Origin of the sequence: Streptomyces zaomyceticus (assembly GCF_014656215.1) — a bacterium.
Taxonomy (GTDB): domain Bacteria; phylum Actinomycetota; class Actinomycetes; order Streptomycetales; family Streptomycetaceae; genus Streptomyces; species Streptomyces zaomyceticus.
Genome location: NZ_BNBZ01000001.1, coordinates 183647 through 202034 on the forward strand (window position 1 = coordinate 183647; position 18388 = coordinate 202034).

The window sequence follows — 18388 nt, forward strand, 5'->3', positions numbered from 1 at the left end:
CAGGCTGAGGGTCGGCGGATCGTCGGATGCGTGACTTCGACCTCCGCTTCTCCCCTGTCCCCCGCGACCGGCGCCCCGCCCGTCGCCGCCGGCCGTCCGGCCCTCGGGCCGCTCGGCCTGTTCACGGTCCTGCTCGGCGCCGCGCTGCCGCTGATCGACTTCTTCATCGTCAATGTCGCCCTGCCGTCCATCGACCGCGATCTGGCGGCAGGTCCGGCGCTACTCGAACTGGTCGTCGCCGGGTACGGCCTGTCGTACGCCGTCCTGCTCGTCCTCGGCGGACGGCTCGGCGACCTCTTCGGGCGCCGCCGGCTCTTCCTCGCGGGCATGGTCGCCTTCGGGCTGACCTCGCTCGCCTGCGGTCTCGCCCCGGACGCCTGGACGCTCGTCGGGGCGCGGGTGGCGCAGGGCGCGGCGGCGGCGCTGATGCTGCCGCAGGTCCTCGCGACCATCCACTCCTCCACGGAGGGCGTCCGGCGGGCCAGGGCGCTGAGCCTGTACGGGGCGACCGCGGGACTCTCGATGGTGACCGGGCAGATCCTGGGCGGGGTCCTGGTGGCGGCCGATCTCGCGGGCTCCGGCTGGCGTGCGGTGTTCCTGGTGAACGTGCCGGTGGCGGTGGCGGGCCTCGTCCTGGCCCTCCGTACGGTCCCGGAGACCCGTTCGGAGCGTCCGGCGCCGGTGGACGCGGCGGGCACCCTGCTGCTCGCCGTCTCGCTGCTCACCCTGCTCGCCCCGCTGACGGAGGGCCGGGCGGCCGGCTGGCCGCTGTGGACGTGGGTGTCGCTCGCCGTGTTCCCGTTCGCCGCGGCGGCCTTCTGGTGGGTGGAGCGGCGGGCCGACCGCCGGGGCCGTACCCCGCTGGTCCCGCCGAGCCTGTTCGACCTGGTCTCGCTGCGGCGGGGACTCCTTCTCGTCCTGCCGCTCTCGGGCGGCTTCGGCGGCTTCATGTTCGTGATCGCGGTCGCGCTCCAGCAGGGCCTGGGCCTGGGCGCGGTGGCCTCGGGCCTGGCGCTGGTCCCGATGGCGGTGGCCTTCTTCGGGGCCTCGCTCGCGGGCCCCCGGCTGGTACGGCGCTGGGGCACCCGGGTGGTGGCAGTGGGCGCCCTGCTCCAGGCCCTCGGTCTCGGGCTGATCGCCCTGACCGCCTGGCGTTCCTGGCCGGACCTGTCGGTGGCGGGTCTGCTGCCCGGGATGGCGATCGCGGGTGTCGGGCAGGGCCTCCAGCTTCCGGTGCTGTTCCGGGTGGTGCTCTCGGAGGTGCCGGCGGAGCGGGCGGGCGTGGGCAGCGGCGTGATGGTGACCACCCAGCAGACGGCGCTGACCCTGGGTGTCGCGACCCTCGGCACGCTCTATCTGGGCCTCACCGAGTCGGCCCCCGCGGCCTCGGGCACACCGCTGACGGTGACGGTCCTTCTCCAGATGGCGATGGCCCTGCTCACGGCTCTGCTGGCGGTGCGTCTGCCGAGGACCGTGCGGTAGGCGGCGGCCCGCGGCGCCGCCCGGGCGGGCAGGGCGAAGGGCCCGGGGCGGCGACCGCCCCGGGCCCTTCGTCGTGCGGTGACCGCGCCTACTCCCGGCCCGTGCCGGTGGTTCCGGCGGCATCGGTGGTGCCGGTGGCATCGGTCGTGTCGGGGCTCGCGGCGCTCCGGTCGGCTTCGGCGCCCGGGTCGGTCCCGGCGGCCTCGGTTCCCCGGGTGCGCTCGCGCATCTTCTTCAGGAGTTCCTGCTTGCGGTCGTCGGCCGTGCCGCGGACGGCACCGCCCTGGACGGCGCCGTGCTGGTCGGCGCGGGACAGCTTCTTGCGCTGCCCTCCGACGCCGAGGAGGTTGTTCCGCTTGGCCATGGGGTTCTCCCGTCAGTGAGGTGTGCGGTGGTCGGTCGCCTGCGCGGCGCGCTCACTCGTAGATCTGGAAGAACGAGTACATGCCGGTGACGCTACCCGGGCCGTCCTCCCCGGAGCATCCGCTTTTCCCGCCCTTCGGCCGCACGAATGACAGATATTGAAATCTGTCATCGGTCATGCCATGCTTCTCGCATGACGACATCACGGAACCCCGTCCCCACCCGTCCGCTCGGCACCACCGGTCCCCGCGTCTCCGCCCTCGGGCTCGGCTGCATGGGCATGTCCGCCCTGTACGGCGAGAGCGACCGCGCCGAGTCGCTCGCGACGATCCACGCCGCCCTGGACGCGGGGGTGACCCTGCTCGACACGGGCGACTTCTACGGAATGGGGCACAACGAACTGCTGATCGCCGAGGCGCTGCGGACCGCCCCCGCCGCCGCCCGCGAGCAGGCCCTGACCAGCGTGAAGTTCGGCGCGCTCCGCACCGTGGAGGGCGGCTTCACCGGGTACGACGGACGCCCGGCCGCCGTGAAGAACTTCGCGGCCTACTCGCTCCAGCGCCTGGGCGCCGACCACATCGACATCTACCGGATCGCCCGCGTCGACCCGGACGTGCCGATCGAGGAGACCGTCGGCGCCATCGCCGAACTCGTCGAGGCCGGGCACGTCCGGCACATCGGACTCTCCGAGGTCGGCGCGGACACCCTGCGCCGGGCGGCGGCCGTGGCCCCGATCGCGGACCTCCAGATCGAGTACTCGCTCATCTCCCGCTCCATCGAGGAGAAGATCCTCCCGGCCGCCCGTGAGCTCGGCATCGGTGTCACGGCGTACGGGGTGCTGTCGCGCGGCCTCATCAGCGGCCACTTCACCCGGGACCGGGAGCTGGCGGCGAACGACTTCCGCGGCATGAGCCCGCGCTTCCAGGGCGAGAACCTCCGGCGGAACCTGGACCTGGTGGACCGGCTGCGGACCCTCGCCGAGGCCAAGGGCGCATCGGTCGCGCAGACCGCGATCGCCTGGGTCCTCGCCCAGGCCGAGCGGCAGGGCGTGGACATCGTCCCGCTGGTCGGCGCCCGGCGCCGGGACCGGCTCGCGGAGGCGCTCGGCGCCCTGGACGTCACCCTCGACGCCGCCGACCTGGCCGCGATCGAGGAGGCCGTCCCGGCGGGTGCGGCGGCCGGCGAGCGGTACCCGGCGGCGCAGATGGCACACCTGGACAGCGAGCACTGACCGGCACCGCGGGACCACCGCGACCGACGGGTACTGTCATCGCATGGCCGCCACCGAGACCCTGACCGCCGAGCGCATCCTCGAAGCGACCGAGGAGGTGCTGCGCCGCTACGGCCCGGCGAAGGCGACCGTGGTGGACGTGGCCCGTGTGCTCGGCGTCAGCCACGGCAGCGTCTACCGCCACTTCCGCACCAAGGCGGCCCTCCGCGAGGCGGTGACCGAGCGGTGGCTGGAGCGGACGATCGTCGCGCTCCGGCCTTACACCGAGGGGCCGGGCGCCGCCGACGAGCGGCTGACCGGCTGGCTGACCGCCCTCTTCACCCTCAAGCGCCGCAAGGCGGGCGGCGACCCGGAGCTGATGGCCACCTTCCAGGTGCTGATCGGCGAGAACAGCGCGGTGGTCCATCGGCACGAGGAACACCTGGTGGAGCAGATCTCCCGCATCGTGGAGGACGGCCACCACGAGGGGGTGTTCGCCGCACCGGAGCGGGACTACGCCACGACGGCCCGCGCGGTCTTCGACGCCACCGGCCGCTTCCACGACCCGGCGCACGCCGCCGACTGGGCGGCCACGGACATCGAGGACGCGTTCGCGGCGGTCGTCTCGCTGACACAGCGCGCCCTGCGGGCCTGACCCGCACCCGCACCCGCACCCGCGGCACAACGCGCCTCGCGGGCCCGACCCGCACCCGCCTTGAAGATCATTTGGATCGGACTTTCCCGTTCCGTGTCCGGACCCTGACTAGCGTTCTCGCGCACCGCGACCGTCGACGCTCCCAGGGGGAACCATGTCCGAAACCGCCAAGCCACCGGCCCGCTCGGGGGCCGCCTCCGCGCTCGGCTGGCTCCTCACCATCGGCCTCAACGTGGTCGCGCCCATCGTCACGTACAACACCCTGACCGAGAACCACGGTTGGTCCGAGTTCGGGGCCCTGCTCGCCGGCAGCGCCTGGCCCGTCCTGGACAGCGCGATCATGGTCGCCTGGCGGCGCAAGATCGACGAGTTCGCCGTCGTCACCCTGGTCTTCCTGGTGATCACGGCGCTCGTCTCGCTGATCGGCGCGCACACCGCCCGCGCGCTCCTGGTCAAGGACTCCGGTGTGACGGGCCTGTTCGGGCTGCTCTGTCTGGCCACCCTCCTCGCCCCCCGCCCGCTGATGTTCTACTTCGGCCGCAAGTTCGCCACCGACGGCACCCCGGCGAGCACGGCCTGGTGGAACGGCATGTGGCAGTACGAGGGCTTCCGCTCCACCATGCGCACGATGACGCTGGTGTGGGGCGTGGCGTACGTCGCCGAGGCGCTGGTCCGCATCGCCCTCGCGTACACACTGCCGACGAAGACCATGGTCACGCTGAGCCCGGTCATGCTCTACACGGTCCTCGGCGCCCTGGGCGTGTGGACGGCCTGGTTCGGGAAGCGCCGCGCCGCCGAGGGCGCGCGCCGGCAGGCCGAGGCCGCGGCGGCCGCCGCGGCGGCGGCCTGACCGTACGGGAAAGCCCCCGGTTCCGAGACGGAACCGGGGGCTTTCCCGTATCTGCGATCGGACTCAGCAGCCGAGGAGGCGGCTGCCCAGGTAGCCCTGGATCTGATCGAGGGAGACACGCTCCTGCTTCATGGTGTCGCGCTCGCGCACGGTCACCGCGTTGTCCTCGAGGGTGTCGAAGTCGACGGTCACGCAGAACGGGGTGCCGATCTCGTCCTGGCGACGGTAGCGGCGGCCGATGGCGCCGGCGTCGTCGAACTCGATGTTCCAGTTCTGGCGCAGGTCCGCCGCGAGGCCCTTGGCCTTCGGCGAGAGCTGCGCGTTGCGGGAGAGCGGCAGGACCGCGGCCTTGATCGGGGCCAGACGGTGGTCGAGGCGCAGGACCGTGCGCTTCTCCATCACGCCCTTGGCGTTCGGGGCCTCGTCCTCGATGTACGCGTCGAGGAGGAAGGCGAGCATGGCGCGGCCGACACCGGCCGCGGGCTCGATGACGTACGGCGTGTAGCGCTCGCCGGACTCCTGCTCCAGGAACGTGAGGTTGGCACCGGAGGCCTTGGAGTGCGCGTTCAGGTCGTAGTCGGTGCGGTTGGCGACACCTTCCAGCTCGCCCCACTCGCTGCCGCCGAAGGAGAAGCGGTACTCGATGTCGGCGGTGCGCTTCGAGTAGTGGCTGAGCTTCTCCTGCGGGTGCTCGAACCAGCGCATGTTCTCCTCACGGAGACCCAGGCCGGTGTACCAGTTCCAGCGCTGCTGCATCCAGTACTCCTGCCACTGCTCGTCCTCGCCCGGCTTGACGAAGAACTCCATCTCCATCTGCTCGAACTCGCGGGTGCGGAAGATGAAGTTGCCCGGAGTGATCTCGTTCCGGAAGGACTTGCCCATCTGCGCGATGCCGAACGGGGGCTTCTTGCGCGAGGTGGTCTGCACCTGGGCGAAGTTGGTGAAGATGCCCTGGGCGGTCTCGGGACGCAGGTAGGCGACGGAGCCGGTGTCCTGGGTCGGGCCGAGGTGCGTGGAGAGCAGGCCGGAGAACTGCTTGGGCTCGGTGAAGGTGCCCTTGTTGCCGCAGTTGGGGCAGTTGAGGTCGGCGAAGCCGTTCTCGGGGAGACGGCCGTGCTTCTCCTCGTACGCCTCCTCCAGGTGGTCCGCCCGGTAACGCTTGTGGCAGGAGGTGCACTCGGTCAGCGGGTCGGTGAAGGTCGCGACGTGACCGGAGGCCTCCCAGACCTCGGTGGCCAGGATGACCGACGAGTCGATGCCGACGACGTCCTCGCGCGAGGTGACCATGTAACGCCACCACTGACGCTTCAGGTTCTCCTTGAGTTCGACACCCAGCGGTCCGTAGTCCCAGGCGGCCTTCTGGCCACCGTAGATCTCACTGCACGGGTAGACGAAGCCACGGCGCTTGCTCAGGCTGACGATGGTGTCGATCTTGTCGGCGGCCACGGTGCTCTCTTCATTACGACGACGAAGTGCGAATGCCTCAGGTTACCGGCGCCCGCACCCCCCGTATCAAATCGGTTCGGTACACGGATCGTCCGAGGGGTCGCGTGGGCGGTGCCACACGTACGACAATTGACAATCGTTTCCAGTTTTGTTGAAAATGAGTGTCATGAACGTACGTCGCCTCATACCCGCCACCGCCGTCGCCGGAGCCGTCGCGCTCGGCATCGTCTCCCTCTCCGCCTGCGCCGGAACCTCCGACGCCGCCGACAAGGGAAGCAGCGGCAAGCTGGACGTGGTCGCGTCGTTCTACCCCATGCAGTACCTGGCCGAGCAGATAGGCGGCGACCACGTCGCCGTCAACACGCTCACCAAGCCCGGCGTCGAACCCCACGACCTGGAGCTCAAGCCGAAGCAGATCGGCGAGCTCGGCGAGGCCGACGTCGTCCTCTACCTCAAGGGCATCCAGCCCGCCGTCGACGACGCGATCGCCCAGGCCGGCGTCCGGAACACCGTCGACGCCGCCACCCTCACGACGCTGGAGAAGCACGGCACCGAGGTCGGCCACGAGGGCCACGACCACGGCACCGAGGAGCACGCCGAGGAGGAGGCCGGGCACGACCACGGCTCCGAGGCCGGCGCCGACCCGCACATCTGGCTCGACCCCGTGAAGTACGCCGAGGTCGCCAAGGGCGTCGGCACCGCCCTGGAGAAGGCGGACCCGGCCCACGCCGCCGACTACAAGAAGAACACCGACGCCCTGGTGAAGAAGCTCGGCGTGCTGAACACCGACTTCGCGAACGGGCTGAAGAACACCGCGACGAAGACCTTCATCACCACCCACTCCGCCTTCGGCTACCTCGCCGAGCGCTACGGCCTGGACCAGGAGGGCATCTCCGGCATCGACCCCGAGTCCGAGCCGAGCCCCGCCCGGATCAAGGAACTCCAGGACGTCGCGAAGAAGGACAAGGTCACCACCGTCTTCTTCGAGACCCTCGCGAGCGACAGGACCGCGAAGACCCTCGCGGGCGACACCGGCCTCAGGACCGACGTGCTCGACCCGCTGGAGGGAATCACGGACACCTCCAAGGGCGATGACTACATCGAGGTCATGAAGTCGAACCTCGCCGCGCTGCAGAAGGCCCTCGGCGCCAAGTGACCACAGCACAGCAGGAGGTACGAGCAGCCATGGCAGCCCCGGAACAGGAACCCGTCATCTCCGTCCGCGGAGCCACGGCGGCACTCGGCGCCCGGCCCGTCCTCCGCGGCGTCGACCTCACCGTCCACCGCGGTGAGGTCGTCGCCCTGCTCGGCGCCAACGGCTCCGGCAAGTCCACCGCGGTCCGCGCCGTCATCGGCCAGGTGCCGCTGACCGGCGGCGCGATCCGGCTGTTCGGCACGGAACGGAAGCGGTTCCGCGACTGGGCCCGGGTCGGATACGTACCGCAGCGCACCACCGCGGCGAGCGGCGTCCCCGCCACCATCCGCGAGGTCGTCTCCTCCGGCCGGCTCTCCCGCCGCAGGTTCGGCTGGCTGACCAGGGCCGACAAGGCCGCCGTCGAGCGGGCCATCGACCTCGTCGGTCTCACCGACCGCGCCAAGGACTCCGTCTCCGCCCTCTCCGGCGGCCAGCACCAGCGGGTCCTCATCGCCCGCGCGCTCGCCTCCGAGCCCGAGCTCCTGATCATGGACGAGCCGATGGCGGGCGTGGACCTCGCGAGCCAGGAGATCCTGGCCTCGACCCTGCGCGAGCAGGTCGCCGGCGGCACCTCCGTCCTCCTCGTCCTGCACGAGCTGGGCCCCCTGGAGCCCCTGATCGACCGCGCGGTCGTGCTCCGCGACGGCTGTGTCGTCCACGACGGCCCGCCGCCCGAGGCCCTCGGCCAGCACGCGCTGCCGGGCCACGACCACGTCCATCCGCACGCGGCCGGGGAGCCGCTCCGTACGGGTCTGCTGACCTGAGGAAGCTGACCTGATCATGGAAATGCTCGATCTCGCCTTCATGCAGCGCGCGCTCCTCGCGGCCGTGCTCGTCGGCATCACCGCGCCCGCCGTCGGCATCTACCTGGTCCAGCGCCGTCAGGCGCTGATGGGCGACGGCATCGGCCATGTCGCCATGACCGGTGTCGGCCTCGGCTTCCTGCTGAACTCCAGCCCGGTCTGGATGGCGACCGCGGTCGCCGTCGTCGGCTCCGTCGCGATGGAGCTGATCAGGGCGTACGGGAAGACCCGCGGCGACCTCGCGCTCGCGCTGCTCTTCTACGGCGGCATGGCCGGCGGCGTCCTGCTGATCAACCTCTCCCCGACCGGCTCCAACGCCAACCTGAGCTCGTACCTCTTCGGCTCGCTCTCCACGGTCTCGACCGAGGACATCACCGCGATCGGCGTCCTGGCCGCCTTCGTGGTCCTGGTCACCGTCGGCCTGCGCCGCCAGCTCTTCGCGGTCAGCCAGGACGAGGAGTTCGCCCGGGTCACCGGCCTCCCGGTGCGCGCCCTGAACCTGCTGATCGCGGTCACCGCCGCGGTGACCGTCACGGTCGCCATGCGGGTCGTGGGCCTGCTGCTGGTCAGCGCGCTCATGGTGGTGCCGGTGGCGGCGGCCCAGCAGCTCTCGAAGTCCTTCCGCGCGACGTTCGTCCTCGCGGTGGTGACCGGCATCACGGTCACCCTGGCCGGCACGGTCACCTCGTACTACCAGGACGTACCTCCCGGCGCGACGATCGTGCTGTACGCGATCGGTGTCTTCGTCCTGCTCACCCTGCTCGCCACGCCGCTCGCCAAACGGCGGGCCCGGGCGGCCGGGGCGGGCGCGGAGAGCTGTGACGCGCCGGTTCCGGCGACCCGGCGGCCCACGGACGACGTGAAGGTCTGATCCGGCCCGGGCTCGACGGCCCGGAGGGCTGGCAGAATGGCGGGGGCAGACAAGATTCAAGGAGGCCCCCGTGGTGACGGCAGGACCCCCCGTACGAGGCCGCTCGACCAAGCAGCGGGCCGCCGTGTCGGCGGCGCTGAACGAGGTGGACGAGTTCCGCAGCGCTCAGGAGCTGCACGACATGCTCAAGCACCGCGGCGACTCGGTCGGCCTCACCACCGTCTACCGCACCCTCCAGTCCCTCGCGGACGCGGGCGAGGTCGACGCACTGCGCACGAGCGAGGGCGAGACGGTGTACCGCCGCTGCTCGACCGGCGACCACCACCACCATCTGGTCTGCCGGCTCTGCGGCAAGGCCGTGGAGGTGGAGGGCCCGATGGTGGAGCAGTGGGCCGAGGCGATCGCCTCGGAGCACGGCTTCGTGAACGTGGCGCACACGGTGGAGATCTTCGGCACCTGCGCGGAGTGCGCCGGGAAGTGACCTGACATACGAGAAGGCCCGTACCGCTTCGGTACGGGCCTTCTTTCGCGGCCGCTCAGGCCCGGCGGATGTTCCGGTCCAGGACCGCCCGCAGCCGGTCGGCGTCGGCCGGGTCGGCGAGTCCGCTCTTGGGCAGGTACGCGAAGCCGGTGCCGGACCGCCGGGCGGTGAGCAGGACGAAGAGCCGGGGTGTCTCGACGTACCGGGGAAGCATGGCCCACCGGACCCTGACGTCGGTGTCCCGGGTGATCCACCGTCCGCCGTCCTCGTCGACGACGGCCCGCACCTCGCCCTGGGAGCGGGCCATCACGAAGACGCTGCGGGCGGTGCCCCAGGGCACCAGCTCGGCGGCGCCGACGGCGACGAGGCCGAGCAGGACCATCTTGACGGCGGTCCCGGGTTCCGGCTCCCGCGGGAGGAACAGCGCGACCGCCGCGGCGCAGAGGGCAAGCGCGCCCGCGCCGCGGGCCGCCCAGCGCAGCGCGGGCCACCAGCGGGTGGCCCGCAGCCTGACCCGTACGGCCTCGCCGACGTCCGCGTACACGGCGGGGTAGACGAGTTCGAGCCCTTCTCGGGTGCCGTTCTCCGTCGCTTCGTTCACGGCGGTGATCGTAGCGGCACGAACGACGGCCCCCGCACCGGTTTCCGAACGCCCCCGGTGCGATCCGGTCGTCGGCGGCGAGGGGGACGCGGGCGGCTCAGCCCTTGTCGAGGACGGCCATGTCGGCCGGGTCGACACCGCCGAAGCGGCGGTCGCGCTGGGCGTACTCGACACAGGCCCGCCACAGGTCGCGGCGGTCGAAGTCGGGCCACAGCACGTCCTGGAAGACCATCTCGGCGTACGCGCTCTGCCAGATCAGGTAGTTGGAGGTGCGCTGCTCGCCGCTGGGCCGCAGGAACAGGTCCACGTCCGGCATGTCCGGGTAGTAGAGGTACTTCTGGATGGTCTTCTCGGTGATCTTCGCCGGGTCGAGCCGGCCCGCCTTCACGTCCTCGCCCATCGCCTGCGCGGCGTCCGTGAGCTCCGCGCGACCGCCGTAGTTCATGCAGAAGTACAGCGTGAGCCTGGTGTTGTCCTTGGTCTGCTCCTGCGCGACCTGGAGCTCCTTGGCCACCGACTTCCACAGCTTGGGCATCCGGCCGACCCAGCGGACCCGGACGCCGAGCGAGTCGAGCTGGTCGCGGGACTTGCGGATGAAGTCGCGGTTGAAGTTCATCAGGAAGCGCACCTCCTCGGGCGAGCGCTTCCAGTTCTCGGTGGAGAAGGCGTACAGCGAGATCGACCCGACGCCCATCTCGATCGCGCCCTGGAGCACGTCGAGCACCTGCTCGGCCCCGACCTTGTGCCCCTCGGTGCGGGGCAGACCGCGCTCCTTCGCCCAGCGTCCGTTGCCGTCCATGACGATCGCGACGTGCTCCGGGACGAGCTCGGACTGGAGCTTCGGCGGGCGGGCACCGGACGGGTGCGGCTCGGGGGTGCTGTACTCCCGGCGCTGGCGACCGAGCAGTCGTGCGATGGCCATGACGTGGTCTCTCCTACCTAGCTTTTCTCTACGTACCGCAACGAGCGCAGGCCGCGCTCCAGGTGCCAGTGCAGATAGGCGGACACGAGTCCGCTGCCCTCCCTGACGTGACGCGGCTCGCACGCGTCCGCCGTCTCCCAGTCGCCGGTGAGCAGCGCGCTGAGCAGGCCTACGGCCTCCGCCGAGGGTACGACGCTTCCGGGCACCCGGCAGTCGCCGCATATGACACCGCCCGCCGCGACCGAGAAGAACCGGTTGGGGCCGTGGATTCCGCATTTGGCACAGTCGTCGAAGCTCGGCGCGTAGCCGTTCACGGCGAGCGAGCGGAGGAGGAAGGCGTCCAGGATCAGATGGGGGGCGTGCTCACCCCGGGCGAGGGTCCGCAGGCCGCCCACGAGCAGCAGGTACTGCTGCACGGCGGGCTCGCCCTCGTGGTCGGTGAACCGTTCGGCGGTCTCCAGCATGGCGGTGCCGGCGGTGTAGCGGGCGTAGTCGGTGACGATCCCGCTGCCGTACGCGGCGATGGTCTCGCTCTGGGTGCAGAGCGGCAGACCGCGCCCGACCAGCTCACTCCCCCGGGCGAAGAACTGCACGTCCACGTGCGAGAACGGTTCGAGCCGCGCGCCGAACTTGGACTTGGTCCGCCGGACCCCTCGCGCCACGGCCCGTACGCGACCGTGACCGCGCGTGAGGATCGTGATGATGCGGTCCGCTTCACCCAGCTTCTGGGTGCGCAGCACGATGCCGTCGTCGCGGAACAGACTCATGCGGGCCATTCTCCCGTACGCCGGGGGCGTCCCGGGCCCGAGTCGTGAAGGGGTTCCGTACGCCGCACGACGAACGCCCGGCCGGAGGTCCCCTCCCGGCCGGGCGTCGCGCGTTCCTCGTCGTGCGGAGTCAGGGCACCTCGCCACGGCTCCGCGCGTTCACGTGCGCCGTGGCCGCGCTCAGCCGCTCGGCCGAGGTGGCCTCCCGCACCCCGTCGGGCTCCACGTCCCATTCCCGTCCGCCGCCCAGCGGCCGGACCTGGACATAGGGCCCTTCGTGCCCCATGACCTTTCCGACCCGCCCGGTGCGGATCTCCACGACGTACGACCCGATGGGCAGTGTCATGAACGGCTCTCCTCCCCCGGCGGAAGGGCGGCGGCGAGAAGCCGTGCCGTTTCCACCGTGCAGCATCCCAATTCGACGAGCGGCCTCGGAGGATCGGCGGCGAGGGTGACGACGTCGAGCCCGAGCGAGGGAAGCCTGATTCCGGCCCTCGCGAGTGCCTCGCGCAATTCCGTCACTGCCTCTTGTGCGATGTCGATGGCCCCCGCGGTCGTCTTCATGATGTCTTCCTTCACCAACGTATGCCTTTCTGAATCCATTTCCTGCTTCGCCTCACCAGGGCGGGGCCGGATCCGTAGAATCGGCAGACTCGCAGCTCGTGCAACTGCGGCGCGGAGTCGGGGAGTTAGCTCCTGACCAAAGGCGCGCGGCAGGACGCTTGGGGGTTCCCGGGAGAGGTACTCAAGGAGCGCGGGGAGGCTGCGGGCCTTACCCGGGAGGAACTGGGCGGACTGGTGTTCGCTTTCGGGGGAACACATCGACCTGTTCGAGCGGAGAATTCGAAAGCCGCGGTCGGACGCGGCAATGCGAATCGGCGAAATCCTACAAACCGGCGGTATTTTCGAACGGTCGCGTCGCGGGCTCGTCGACACGTTGCCGTACGCCTCCTCTTTCCACGCGGTGGCGGTGGCGGCAGTGGCGGTGGCGGCAGTGGCGACGAGGAACGGCGAGGGACCGGGCGGCGGGAGCCTCGTCCGGCGGATTCGCGTACGTACCGTGGACGGGCCCTTCACCCGCAGTCAGCGCGCGCCTACGATCACGCCATGTCGATCACGTCCCCCATCCCCGCGCTCAGAGGCCCCGAGGGCACCGGCCTGCGCGCCGAAGGGCAGGCACTGCTGCTCCGACGCGCCCGCGAGGAGCTGCACATCCCGCTGAAGGCCATAGCGCGCGTCCACGCCGAGGGGCGGACCGTCACCGTCGAGCTGACCGCCCCGGCCGGTGCGACGCCGCACGTCCAGCGGTTCGCGGACGTGGACGAGGCCGACGCCACGGCGTTCGCCGACGCGGTCAACGCGGCCCTGCCGGAGCGGACGGAGACGGCAGACGGCGCCGGGTACATATCGAGCAACCGCCTGAGCGACCCGTACGCCACGGCGGCCCTCCGCGTGATCAAGCGCGGGGCCCTCTACGGCACGCTCGCGATCGTCGCCCTCTGCGTGCTCGTGAGCGTCACCGGGCACCCCGCCGCGATCGTCCTCATCATTCCGAGCGGCTTCCTCGGGCTGTTCTTCCTCGTGCTCGGCTGGGCGACCTCGTACCCCTCGCGAGAGGAGCGGTATCTGCGCCGGCACGGCGTCACCGTCGCCGCCGAGCGGGCCCCGGGCGAGTACGCCACCTACATCTACACGGACCCCGACGGGCTGAGCCGCATGGTGCGGAAGGTCGCCGGCACGTGGACCATCGACGTCGCCTACGATCCGCAGGACCCCGGGCGCGTGGTCGTCCTCCGGAGCCGTGGCGCGCGGGCGATGGACTACACCCTGCTGGGGAGCGGCCTGGTCATCGGCCTGCTGGGGGCCGCCGGGGCGATCACCTGCGTGATCCTCGCCCTGCTCGGGATCGGCGACCTCTGAGGCCCCCAGTCCCACTTATGGAAGTCATAAGTCCAACTTATGAGCTCATAGACCGGGGGCGGGTACCACTCCGCGACGTGCATTATTTAGGGTGGCCTAAGTGTCGGCGGCCTCGCCGCCACGTCGCTTGCGAAGGGAACCCAGTCATGCCCCGCCCCCTCCGGGTCGCGATCGTCGGCGCCGGCCCCGCCGGAATCTACGCCGCCGATGCGCTGCTGAAGTCCGAGGCCGCCGCCGAGCCGGGTGTGTCCATCGATCTCTTCGAGCGGATGCCCGCCCCCTTCGGCCTCATCCGTTACGGCGTCGCCCCCGACCACCCGCGCATCAAGGGCATCGTCAAGGCCCTCCACCAGGTCCTCGACAAGCCGCAGGTCCGCCTCTTCGGCAACATCGACTACGGCACCGACATCCACCTCGACGACCTGCGCGCCTTCTACGACGCCGTGGTCTTCTCGACCGGCGCCATGGCCGACCGCGAGCTCCGCATCCCCGGCGTCGAGCTGGACGGTTCCTACGGCGCCGCCGACTTCGCCTCCTGGTACGACGGCCACCCGGACGTCCCGCGCACCTGGCCGCTCGAGGCGGAGAAGGTCGCCGTCCTCGGCGTCGGCAACGTGGCCCTCGACATCGCCCGCATCCTGGCCAAGACCGCCGACGAGCTGCTGCCGACCGAGATCCCGGCGAACGTCTACGACGGCCTCAAGGTCAACAAGGCCGTCGAGATCCACGTCTTCGGCCGCCGCGGCCCCGCCCAGGCCAAGTTCAGCCCCATGGAGCTGCGCGAGCTGGACCACTCGCCGAACATCGAGGTCATCGTCAACCCCGAGGACATCGACTACGACGACGGCTCGATCGCCGAGCGACGCAAGAACAAGCAGACCGACATGGTCGCGAAGACCCTGGAGAACTGGGCGATCCGCGACATCGGCGACCGACCGCACAAGCTCTTCCTGCACTTCTTCGAGTCGCCCGTCGAGATCCTCGGCGAGGACGGCCAGGTCGTCGGCCTGCGCACCGAGCGCACCGAACTGGACGGCACCGGCAACGTCACGGGCACCGGCAGGACCACCGACTGGGACGTCCAGTCCGTCTACCGCGCCGTCGGCTACCTCTCCGACGAGCTGCCCAAGCTCCCCTGGGACACCGCCACCGGCACCGTCCCGGACGAGGGCGGCCGCGTCATCGAGGAGACCGGCGAGCACATGGCCTCCACGTACTGCACCGGCTGGATCCGCCGCGGCCCCGTCGGCCTCATCGGCCACACCAAGGGCGACGCCAACGAGACCGTGGCGAACCTCCTGGACGACTTCGCCAACGGGCGCCTGCTCACCCCGGACAGCCCGGAGACGGACGCGGTCGTGTCCTTCCTGGAGGGCAAGGGCCTCACGTACACGACGTGGGAGGGCTGGTACGCCCTGGACGCCGCCGAGCAGGCGCTCGGCGAGCCGCAGGGCCGCGAGCGCGTGAAGATCGTCGAGCGCGAGGACATGCTGCGCGCCAGCGGCGCGATCAAGTAGGACTTCGCGGGCTCTCGCCCCTTCCCCGGCCTACCCTGAGAGGACCGGGAAGGGGCGAGAGCCATGTCCGCACCCACCACGACCGATCCGGTCGCACGCGCCAGGGACGCCGCCGCCCGCGAGTCCTGGGCCGAGGCGTACGAGCTGTTGCACGACCACGACCGGCACCCCGAGCGCGGCCTGACCGCCGACGACCTCTCCGTCCTCGCCGACTCCGCCTGGTGGTCCGGGCACGTCGACGAGTCCGTCGCCGCCCGGCTCCGGGCCCACGCCGCCTATCTCGCGGCCGACGACCACCGGGGCGCCGGACTCACCTCCTGGTGGCTGTACTACGAGTACACCGGCCTCGGGCGGCCCGCGGCGGCCGCCGGCTGGCTCCACCGCGCCCGGCACCACCTGGAGGACCTGCCGGACTGCCCCGAGCAGTGCTTCCTGGCGATGACGGCCGCCGAGGAGGCCTCGGCGCACGGCGACCACGAGTCGGCCCTCGCCGCGACCCGCCGCATGACCGCCCTGGCCCTCGCCTGCGGCAGCCCCGACCTCCTCGCCCTCGCCCGCCAGGCCGAGTCCCGTGTGCTCCTCGCGGCCGGCCGCAGGGCCGAGGGCCTCGCCCTGCTCGACGAAGCGATGTGCGCCGTGTCGGCGGGCGAGCTGAGCGGCATGGTCACGGGCTGGCTGTACTGCCTGGCCCTGACCCAGTGCATGGAGGCCGCCGACTTCGCGCGGGCGGTGGAGTGGACGAACGCGGCGATGGAATGGTGCGCCCCGCCGTGGACCGGCCGCCCGCCGGACGGGAACGCGGACACGGGCACGGCCCCGGACACGGAGGACCCGGCTGCGGCCCTGACCCCGCTCCCCATGACCGTCCCCTCCGGGGAGAACCCCTTCCGGGGCGTCTGCCGGGCCCACCGGGTCGAGGTCCTCGACCTCCTCGGCGCCTGGGCGCTCGCCGAGGCCGAGGCCCGGCAGGCCTGCCGGGAGGTGCCGGTGGACTGCCTGGAGTCGGCCGCCGCCGCGTACTACGCCGCCGGGGACGTCCAGCGGCGCCAGGGCCGTCTCGAAGCGGCCGCCGTCTCGTACGGCCACGCCCACGAGCTGGGCCGGATCCCCCAGCCCGGCCTCGCCCTGCTGCGCCTCGCTCAGGGCCGGGCCGACGCGGCCGTGGCGGGCGTCGACCTGGCCCTGGCCTGCCGGAGCGACCCCGACCACGACGTCCTGGGCCGGGCCCGCCTGCTCGCCGCCCGTACGGAGGTGGCGCTCGCCGTCCGGGACCTGCCCGGGGCGGCGAAGGCGGCGGCGGACCTCGCCGCCCTCGCGGGCGCCGCCGACGGGGACGTACCCCTGCTGCGTGCCCTGGCCGACACCGCCCTCGGCTCGGTGGCCCTCGCCGAGAGGCGCCCCGGAGCGCTGCTCCCGCTGCGCCGGGCGCTCGCCGGATGGCTGGAGCTGCGGGTGCCGTACGAGGCCGCGCAGGTACGGATGCTGCTCGCGGCCGCCTGCCGGACGGCGGGCGACGAGGAGGCGGCCCGGCTGGAGCTCGGCACCGCGCGGGCGGTCTTCGAACGGCTCGGGGCCGTGCCGGACGCCCGGCGCGCGGCCGCGCTGCTCGGCGGCGGCTCACGGCGGCGGCTCCCGGGCGGGCTCACCGCTCGGGAGGCGGAGGTCCTGCGGCTGGTCGCCTCGGGCGGCACGAACAAGGACATCGCCGGTGCGCTGGTGATCAGCGAGCACACCGTCGCCCGGCACCTCAACAACATCTTCGCCAAGCTGGGCGTCGGTTCCCGCACCTCCGCCACGGCCTACGCGTACGCGCACGACCTGGTCTGAACGGCCCATACGGACGGGGGCCCGCGCATGGGCGGTTCGGGCGATGCGCGCCGGGAGCCCACCGGGCTACACCGGAGACATGACCACCACGACGCATCCCCAGACCACCGCAGACATGCTCCGCGGTGCCGTGCGCGGCACCGTCGTGACCCGCGGCGACCCGTCGTACGACGAGTCCCGCCGGGTCTACAACGCCCTGCACGACCGCCACCCGGCCGTCGTCGTCCACGCCGTGGACGCCGCCGACGTGATCGCGGCGGTACTCCACGCCAGGGAGCACGATCTCCCCCTGGCCGTGCGCGGCGGCTCCCACTCCGTCGCCGGCTTCGGCACCGTGGACGACGGTCTCGTCGTCGACCTGTCCCGGATGCGGGGCGTCCGGGTCGACCCGGAGACCCGTACGGCACGCGCCGAGGGCGGCGCCACCTGGGGCGACTTCGACCACGCCACCCACGCCTTCGGTCTCGCGACCACCGGCGGGGTGATCTCCACGACCGGCATCGGCGGCCTCACGCTCGGCGGCGGCATGGGCCATCTGGCCCGCCGCTACGGCCTGAGCTGCGACAACCTGATCGCGGCGGACGTGGTGACCGCCGAGGGCGCCCTGGTGTCCTGCGACGCCGAGCGGAACCCGGACCTGTTCTGGGCGCTGCGGGGCGGCGGCGGCAACTTCGGCGTCGCCGTCTCCCTCGCGTACCGGCTGCACCCGGTCGCGGACGTCTTCGGCGGGCTGAGCTGCTACCCCCTCGACGGAGACGTGGCCCGCGCCTGGCGCGAGCTGATCGCGGACTCCCCCGAGGAGCTGAACTCGATCCTCGTCCTGGCCCTCGGCCCCGAGGAACCCTTCCTCCCCGAGCGCTGGCACGGCCGTCCGATCTGCGCCGCGTTCACCTGTTTCAGCGGCCCGGAGGCGGAGGACGAGAGGGTTCTCGCCCGCCTGGACGGGCTCGGGCCGGTGATCGGCCGGTTCATGGAGCGGATGCCGTACCCGGTGATCAACACCCTCTTCGACGAGCAGCTGCCGCCGGGGCTCCTCCACTACTGGAAGGGCAACTTCAGCCGCGAACTCTCGGACGGCGCGATCGCGGCCCACATGGAGTACGGCGCGACGATGCCGTCCCTCGAATCGGACACGGCGATCTTCCCGATCGACGGCGCCTGCCACCGGGTGGGCCCGGAGGAGACCGCGTTCGCCTACCGCGACGCCGTCTTCTCGCACTCCTTCGGCGGCACCTGGACCGATCCGGCGGACTCGGAGCACAACATCGCCTGGACCCGCGCCTACGACAGGGCGCTGCGCCCGCACACCCAGGAGGGCGGGTACGTCAACTTCATGGACACCGACGACCAGGACCGGGTACGGGTCAACTACCGGCAGAACTACGACCGGCTGCGCACGGTCAAGCGGCGGTACGACCCCGACAACGTGTTCCGGCTCAACCAGAACATCACGCCCTGAGCCCTGCCCCCTCGCGCCT

At 71.7% G+C, this 18388-nt stretch carries 19 protein-coding genes; 12 read left to right on the forward strand and 7 right to left on the reverse strand.

Going from position 1 to position 18388, the window contains the following annotated elements; all coding sequences use genetic code 11:
• Positions 1-54 precede the first annotated feature (54 nt).
• Complete coding sequence (locus tag IE311_RS00810; protein ID WP_229901674.1) at positions 55-1482, forward strand: MFS transporter; 1428 nt, start codon at positions 55-57, stop codon at positions 1480-1482.
• Between the two features lie 88 nt (positions 1483-1570).
• Here the strand turns inward: IE311_RS00810 and IE311_RS00815 are convergent, their stop codons facing one another.
• Positions 1571-1846, reverse strand: a complete 276-nt coding sequence (locus IE311_RS00815) for a DUF6243 family protein (RefSeq protein ID WP_189829529.1) — start codon at positions 1844-1846, stop codon at positions 1571-1573.
• 192 nt (positions 1847-2038) lie between these two features.
• On the opposite strand from IE311_RS00815, the gene IE311_RS00820 reads away from it, so the two are divergent.
• From IE311_RS00820 to IE311_RS00830, 3 genes are all read left to right on the forward strand, one after another.
• Entirely contained in the window at positions 2039-3076 is a 1038-nt protein-coding gene (locus IE311_RS00820) for an aldo/keto reductase (RefSeq protein ID WP_189829530.1), read from the forward strand.
• Between the two features lie 43 nt (positions 3077-3119).
• The gene (locus tag IE311_RS00825) at positions 3120-3710 is read left to right on the forward strand and encodes a TetR family transcriptional regulator (RefSeq protein ID WP_189829531.1); all 591 of its coding nucleotides are present in this window, start codon (positions 3120-3122) and stop codon (positions 3708-3710) included.
• Between the two features lie 154 nt (positions 3711-3864).
• The gene (locus tag IE311_RS00830) at positions 3865-4560 is read left to right on the forward strand and encodes a VC0807 family protein (RefSeq protein WP_189829532.1); all 696 of its coding nucleotides are present in this window, start codon (positions 3865-3867) and stop codon (positions 4558-4560) included.
• A 63-nt stretch (positions 4561-4623) separates the two neighbouring features.
• Here the strand turns inward: IE311_RS00830 and IE311_RS00835 are convergent, their stop codons facing one another.
• Entirely contained in the window at positions 4624-6006 is a 1383-nt protein-coding gene (locus IE311_RS00835) for a glycine--tRNA ligase (RefSeq protein ID WP_189829533.1), read from the reverse strand.
• 166 nt (positions 6007-6172) lie between these two features.
• Here IE311_RS00835 and IE311_RS00840 point away from each other — a divergent pair, with 166 nt between their 5' ends.
• From IE311_RS00840 to IE311_RS00855, 4 genes are all read left to right on the forward strand, one after another.
• The gene (locus IE311_RS00840) at positions 6173-7162 is read left to right on the forward strand and encodes a metal ABC transporter substrate-binding protein (RefSeq protein WP_189829534.1); all 990 of its coding nucleotides are present in this window, start codon (positions 6173-6175) and stop codon (positions 7160-7162) included.
• Between the two features lie 29 nt (positions 7163-7191).
• On the forward strand, positions 7192-7965 hold the full coding sequence (locus tag IE311_RS00845) for a metal ABC transporter ATP-binding protein (RefSeq protein ID WP_189829535.1): 774 nt from the start codon (positions 7192-7194) through the stop codon (positions 7963-7965).
• Between the two features lie 16 nt (positions 7966-7981).
• On the forward strand, positions 7982-8875 hold the full coding sequence (locus IE311_RS00850; RefSeq protein WP_189829536.1) for a metal ABC transporter permease: 894 nt from the start codon (positions 7982-7984) through the stop codon (positions 8873-8875).
• Between the two features lie 70 nt (positions 8876-8945).
• Positions 8946-9356, forward strand: a complete 411-nt coding sequence (locus tag IE311_RS00855) for a Fur family transcriptional regulator (RefSeq protein WP_189829537.1) — start codon at positions 8946-8948, stop codon at positions 9354-9356.
• Between the two features lie 55 nt (positions 9357-9411).
• Here the strand turns inward: IE311_RS00855 and IE311_RS00860 are convergent, their stop codons facing one another.
• The 5 genes from IE311_RS00860 to IE311_RS00880 all read right to left on the reverse strand — a co-directional run bounded on the left by IE311_RS00860 (position 9412) and on the right by IE311_RS00880 (position 12210).
• Entirely contained in the window at positions 9412-9957 is a 546-nt protein-coding gene (locus IE311_RS00860; protein WP_189829538.1) for a YcxB family protein, read from the reverse strand.
• Positions 9958-10054: 97 nt separating this feature from the next.
• A complete protein-coding gene (locus IE311_RS00865; RefSeq protein WP_189829539.1) occupies positions 10055-10879 on the reverse strand; it encodes an isoprenyl transferase in 825 nt (274 codons plus the stop codon).
• 17 nt (positions 10880-10896) lie between these two features.
• Entirely contained in the window at positions 10897-11646 is a 750-nt protein-coding gene (gene recO, locus IE311_RS00870) for a DNA repair protein RecO (protein WP_189829540.1), read from the reverse strand.
• 130 nt (positions 11647-11776) lie between these two features.
• A complete protein-coding gene (locus tag IE311_RS00875; RefSeq protein ID WP_189829541.1) occupies positions 11777-11992 on the reverse strand; it encodes a hypothetical protein in 216 nt (71 codons plus the stop codon).
• On the reverse strand, positions 11989-12210 hold the full coding sequence (locus tag IE311_RS00880; protein WP_189829542.1) for a hypothetical protein: 222 nt from the start codon (positions 12208-12210) through the stop codon (positions 11989-11991). Before IE311_RS00880 ends, IE311_RS00875 begins: the two co-directional genes overlap by 4 nt.
• A 543-nt stretch (positions 12211-12753) precedes the next feature.
• On the opposite strand from IE311_RS00880, the gene IE311_RS00885 reads away from it, so the two are divergent.
• From IE311_RS00885 to IE311_RS00900, 4 genes are all read left to right on the forward strand, one after another.
• The gene (locus tag IE311_RS00885; protein WP_189829543.1) at positions 12754-13566 is read left to right on the forward strand and encodes a hypothetical protein; all 813 of its coding nucleotides are present in this window, start codon (positions 12754-12756) and stop codon (positions 13564-13566) included.
• A gap of 146 nt (positions 13567-13712) precedes the next feature.
• A complete protein-coding gene (locus IE311_RS00890) occupies positions 13713-15083 on the forward strand; it encodes an FAD-dependent oxidoreductase (RefSeq protein WP_189829544.1) in 1371 nt (456 codons plus the stop codon).
• Between the two features lie 63 nt (positions 15084-15146).
• Positions 15147-16910 carry a LuxR family transcriptional regulator gene (locus tag IE311_RS00895; RefSeq protein WP_189829545.1) on the forward strand — a complete coding sequence of 588 codons (1764 nt, stop codon included), beginning with the start codon at positions 15147-15149 and terminating at the stop codon, positions 16908-16910.
• Positions 16911-16989: 79 nt separating this feature from the next.
• Entirely contained in the window at positions 16990-18369 is a 1380-nt protein-coding gene (locus IE311_RS00900) for an FAD-binding oxidoreductase (RefSeq protein WP_189829546.1), read from the forward strand.
• The last annotated feature ends 19 nt before the right edge of the window (positions 18370-18388 follow it).

What these genes read in the sequence shown, in the direction of transcription:
- IE311_RS00815 (WP_189829529.1), bottom strand. Translation starts at nt 1,846, where the DNA reads ATGGCCAAGCGGAACAACCTCCTCGGCGTCGGAGGGCAGCGCAAGAAG.
- IE311_RS00820 (WP_189829530.1), top strand. Translation starts at nt 2,039, where the DNA reads ATGACGACATCACGGAACCCCGTCCCCACCCGTCCGCTCGGCACCACC.
- IE311_RS00825 (WP_189829531.1), top strand. Translation starts at nt 3,120, where the DNA reads ATGGCCGCCACCGAGACCCTGACCGCCGAGCGCATCCTCGAAGCGACC.
- IE311_RS00830 (WP_189829532.1), top strand. Translation starts at nt 3,865, where the DNA reads ATGTCCGAAACCGCCAAGCCACCGGCCCGCTCGGGGGCCGCCTCCGCG.
- IE311_RS00840 (WP_189829534.1), top strand. Translation starts at nt 6,173, where the DNA reads ATGAACGTACGTCGCCTCATACCCGCCACCGCCGTCGCCGGAGCCGTC.
- IE311_RS00845 (WP_189829535.1), top strand. Translation starts at nt 7,192, where the DNA reads ATGGCAGCCCCGGAACAGGAACCCGTCATCTCCGTCCGCGGAGCCACG.
- IE311_RS00850 (WP_189829536.1), top strand. Translation starts at nt 7,982, where the DNA reads ATGGAAATGCTCGATCTCGCCTTCATGCAGCGCGCGCTCCTCGCGGCC.
- IE311_RS00865 (WP_189829539.1), bottom strand. Translation starts at nt 10,879, where the DNA reads ATGGCCATCGCACGACTGCTCGGTCGCCAGCGCCGGGAGTACAGCACC.
- recO (WP_189829540.1), bottom strand. Translation starts at nt 11,646, where the DNA reads ATGAGTCTGTTCCGCGACGACGGCATCGTGCTGCGCACCCAGAAGCTG.
- IE311_RS00875 (WP_189829541.1), bottom strand. Translation starts at nt 11,992, where the DNA reads ATGACACTGCCCATCGGGTCGTACGTCGTGGAGATCCGCACCGGGCGG.
- IE311_RS00880 (WP_189829542.1), bottom strand. Translation starts at nt 12,210, where the DNA reads ATGAAGACGACCGCGGGGGCCATCGACATCGCACAAGAGGCAGTGACG.
- IE311_RS00885 (WP_189829543.1), top strand. Translation starts at nt 12,754, where the DNA reads ATGTCGATCACGTCCCCCATCCCCGCGCTCAGAGGCCCCGAGGGCACC.
- IE311_RS00890 (WP_189829544.1), top strand. Translation starts at nt 13,713, where the DNA reads ATGCCCCGCCCCCTCCGGGTCGCGATCGTCGGCGCCGGCCCCGCCGGA.
- IE311_RS00895 (WP_189829545.1), top strand. Translation starts at nt 15,147, where the DNA reads ATGTCCGCACCCACCACGACCGATCCGGTCGCACGCGCCAGGGACGCC.
- IE311_RS00900 (WP_189829546.1), top strand. Translation starts at nt 16,990, where the DNA reads ATGACCACCACGACGCATCCCCAGACCACCGCAGACATGCTCCGCGGT.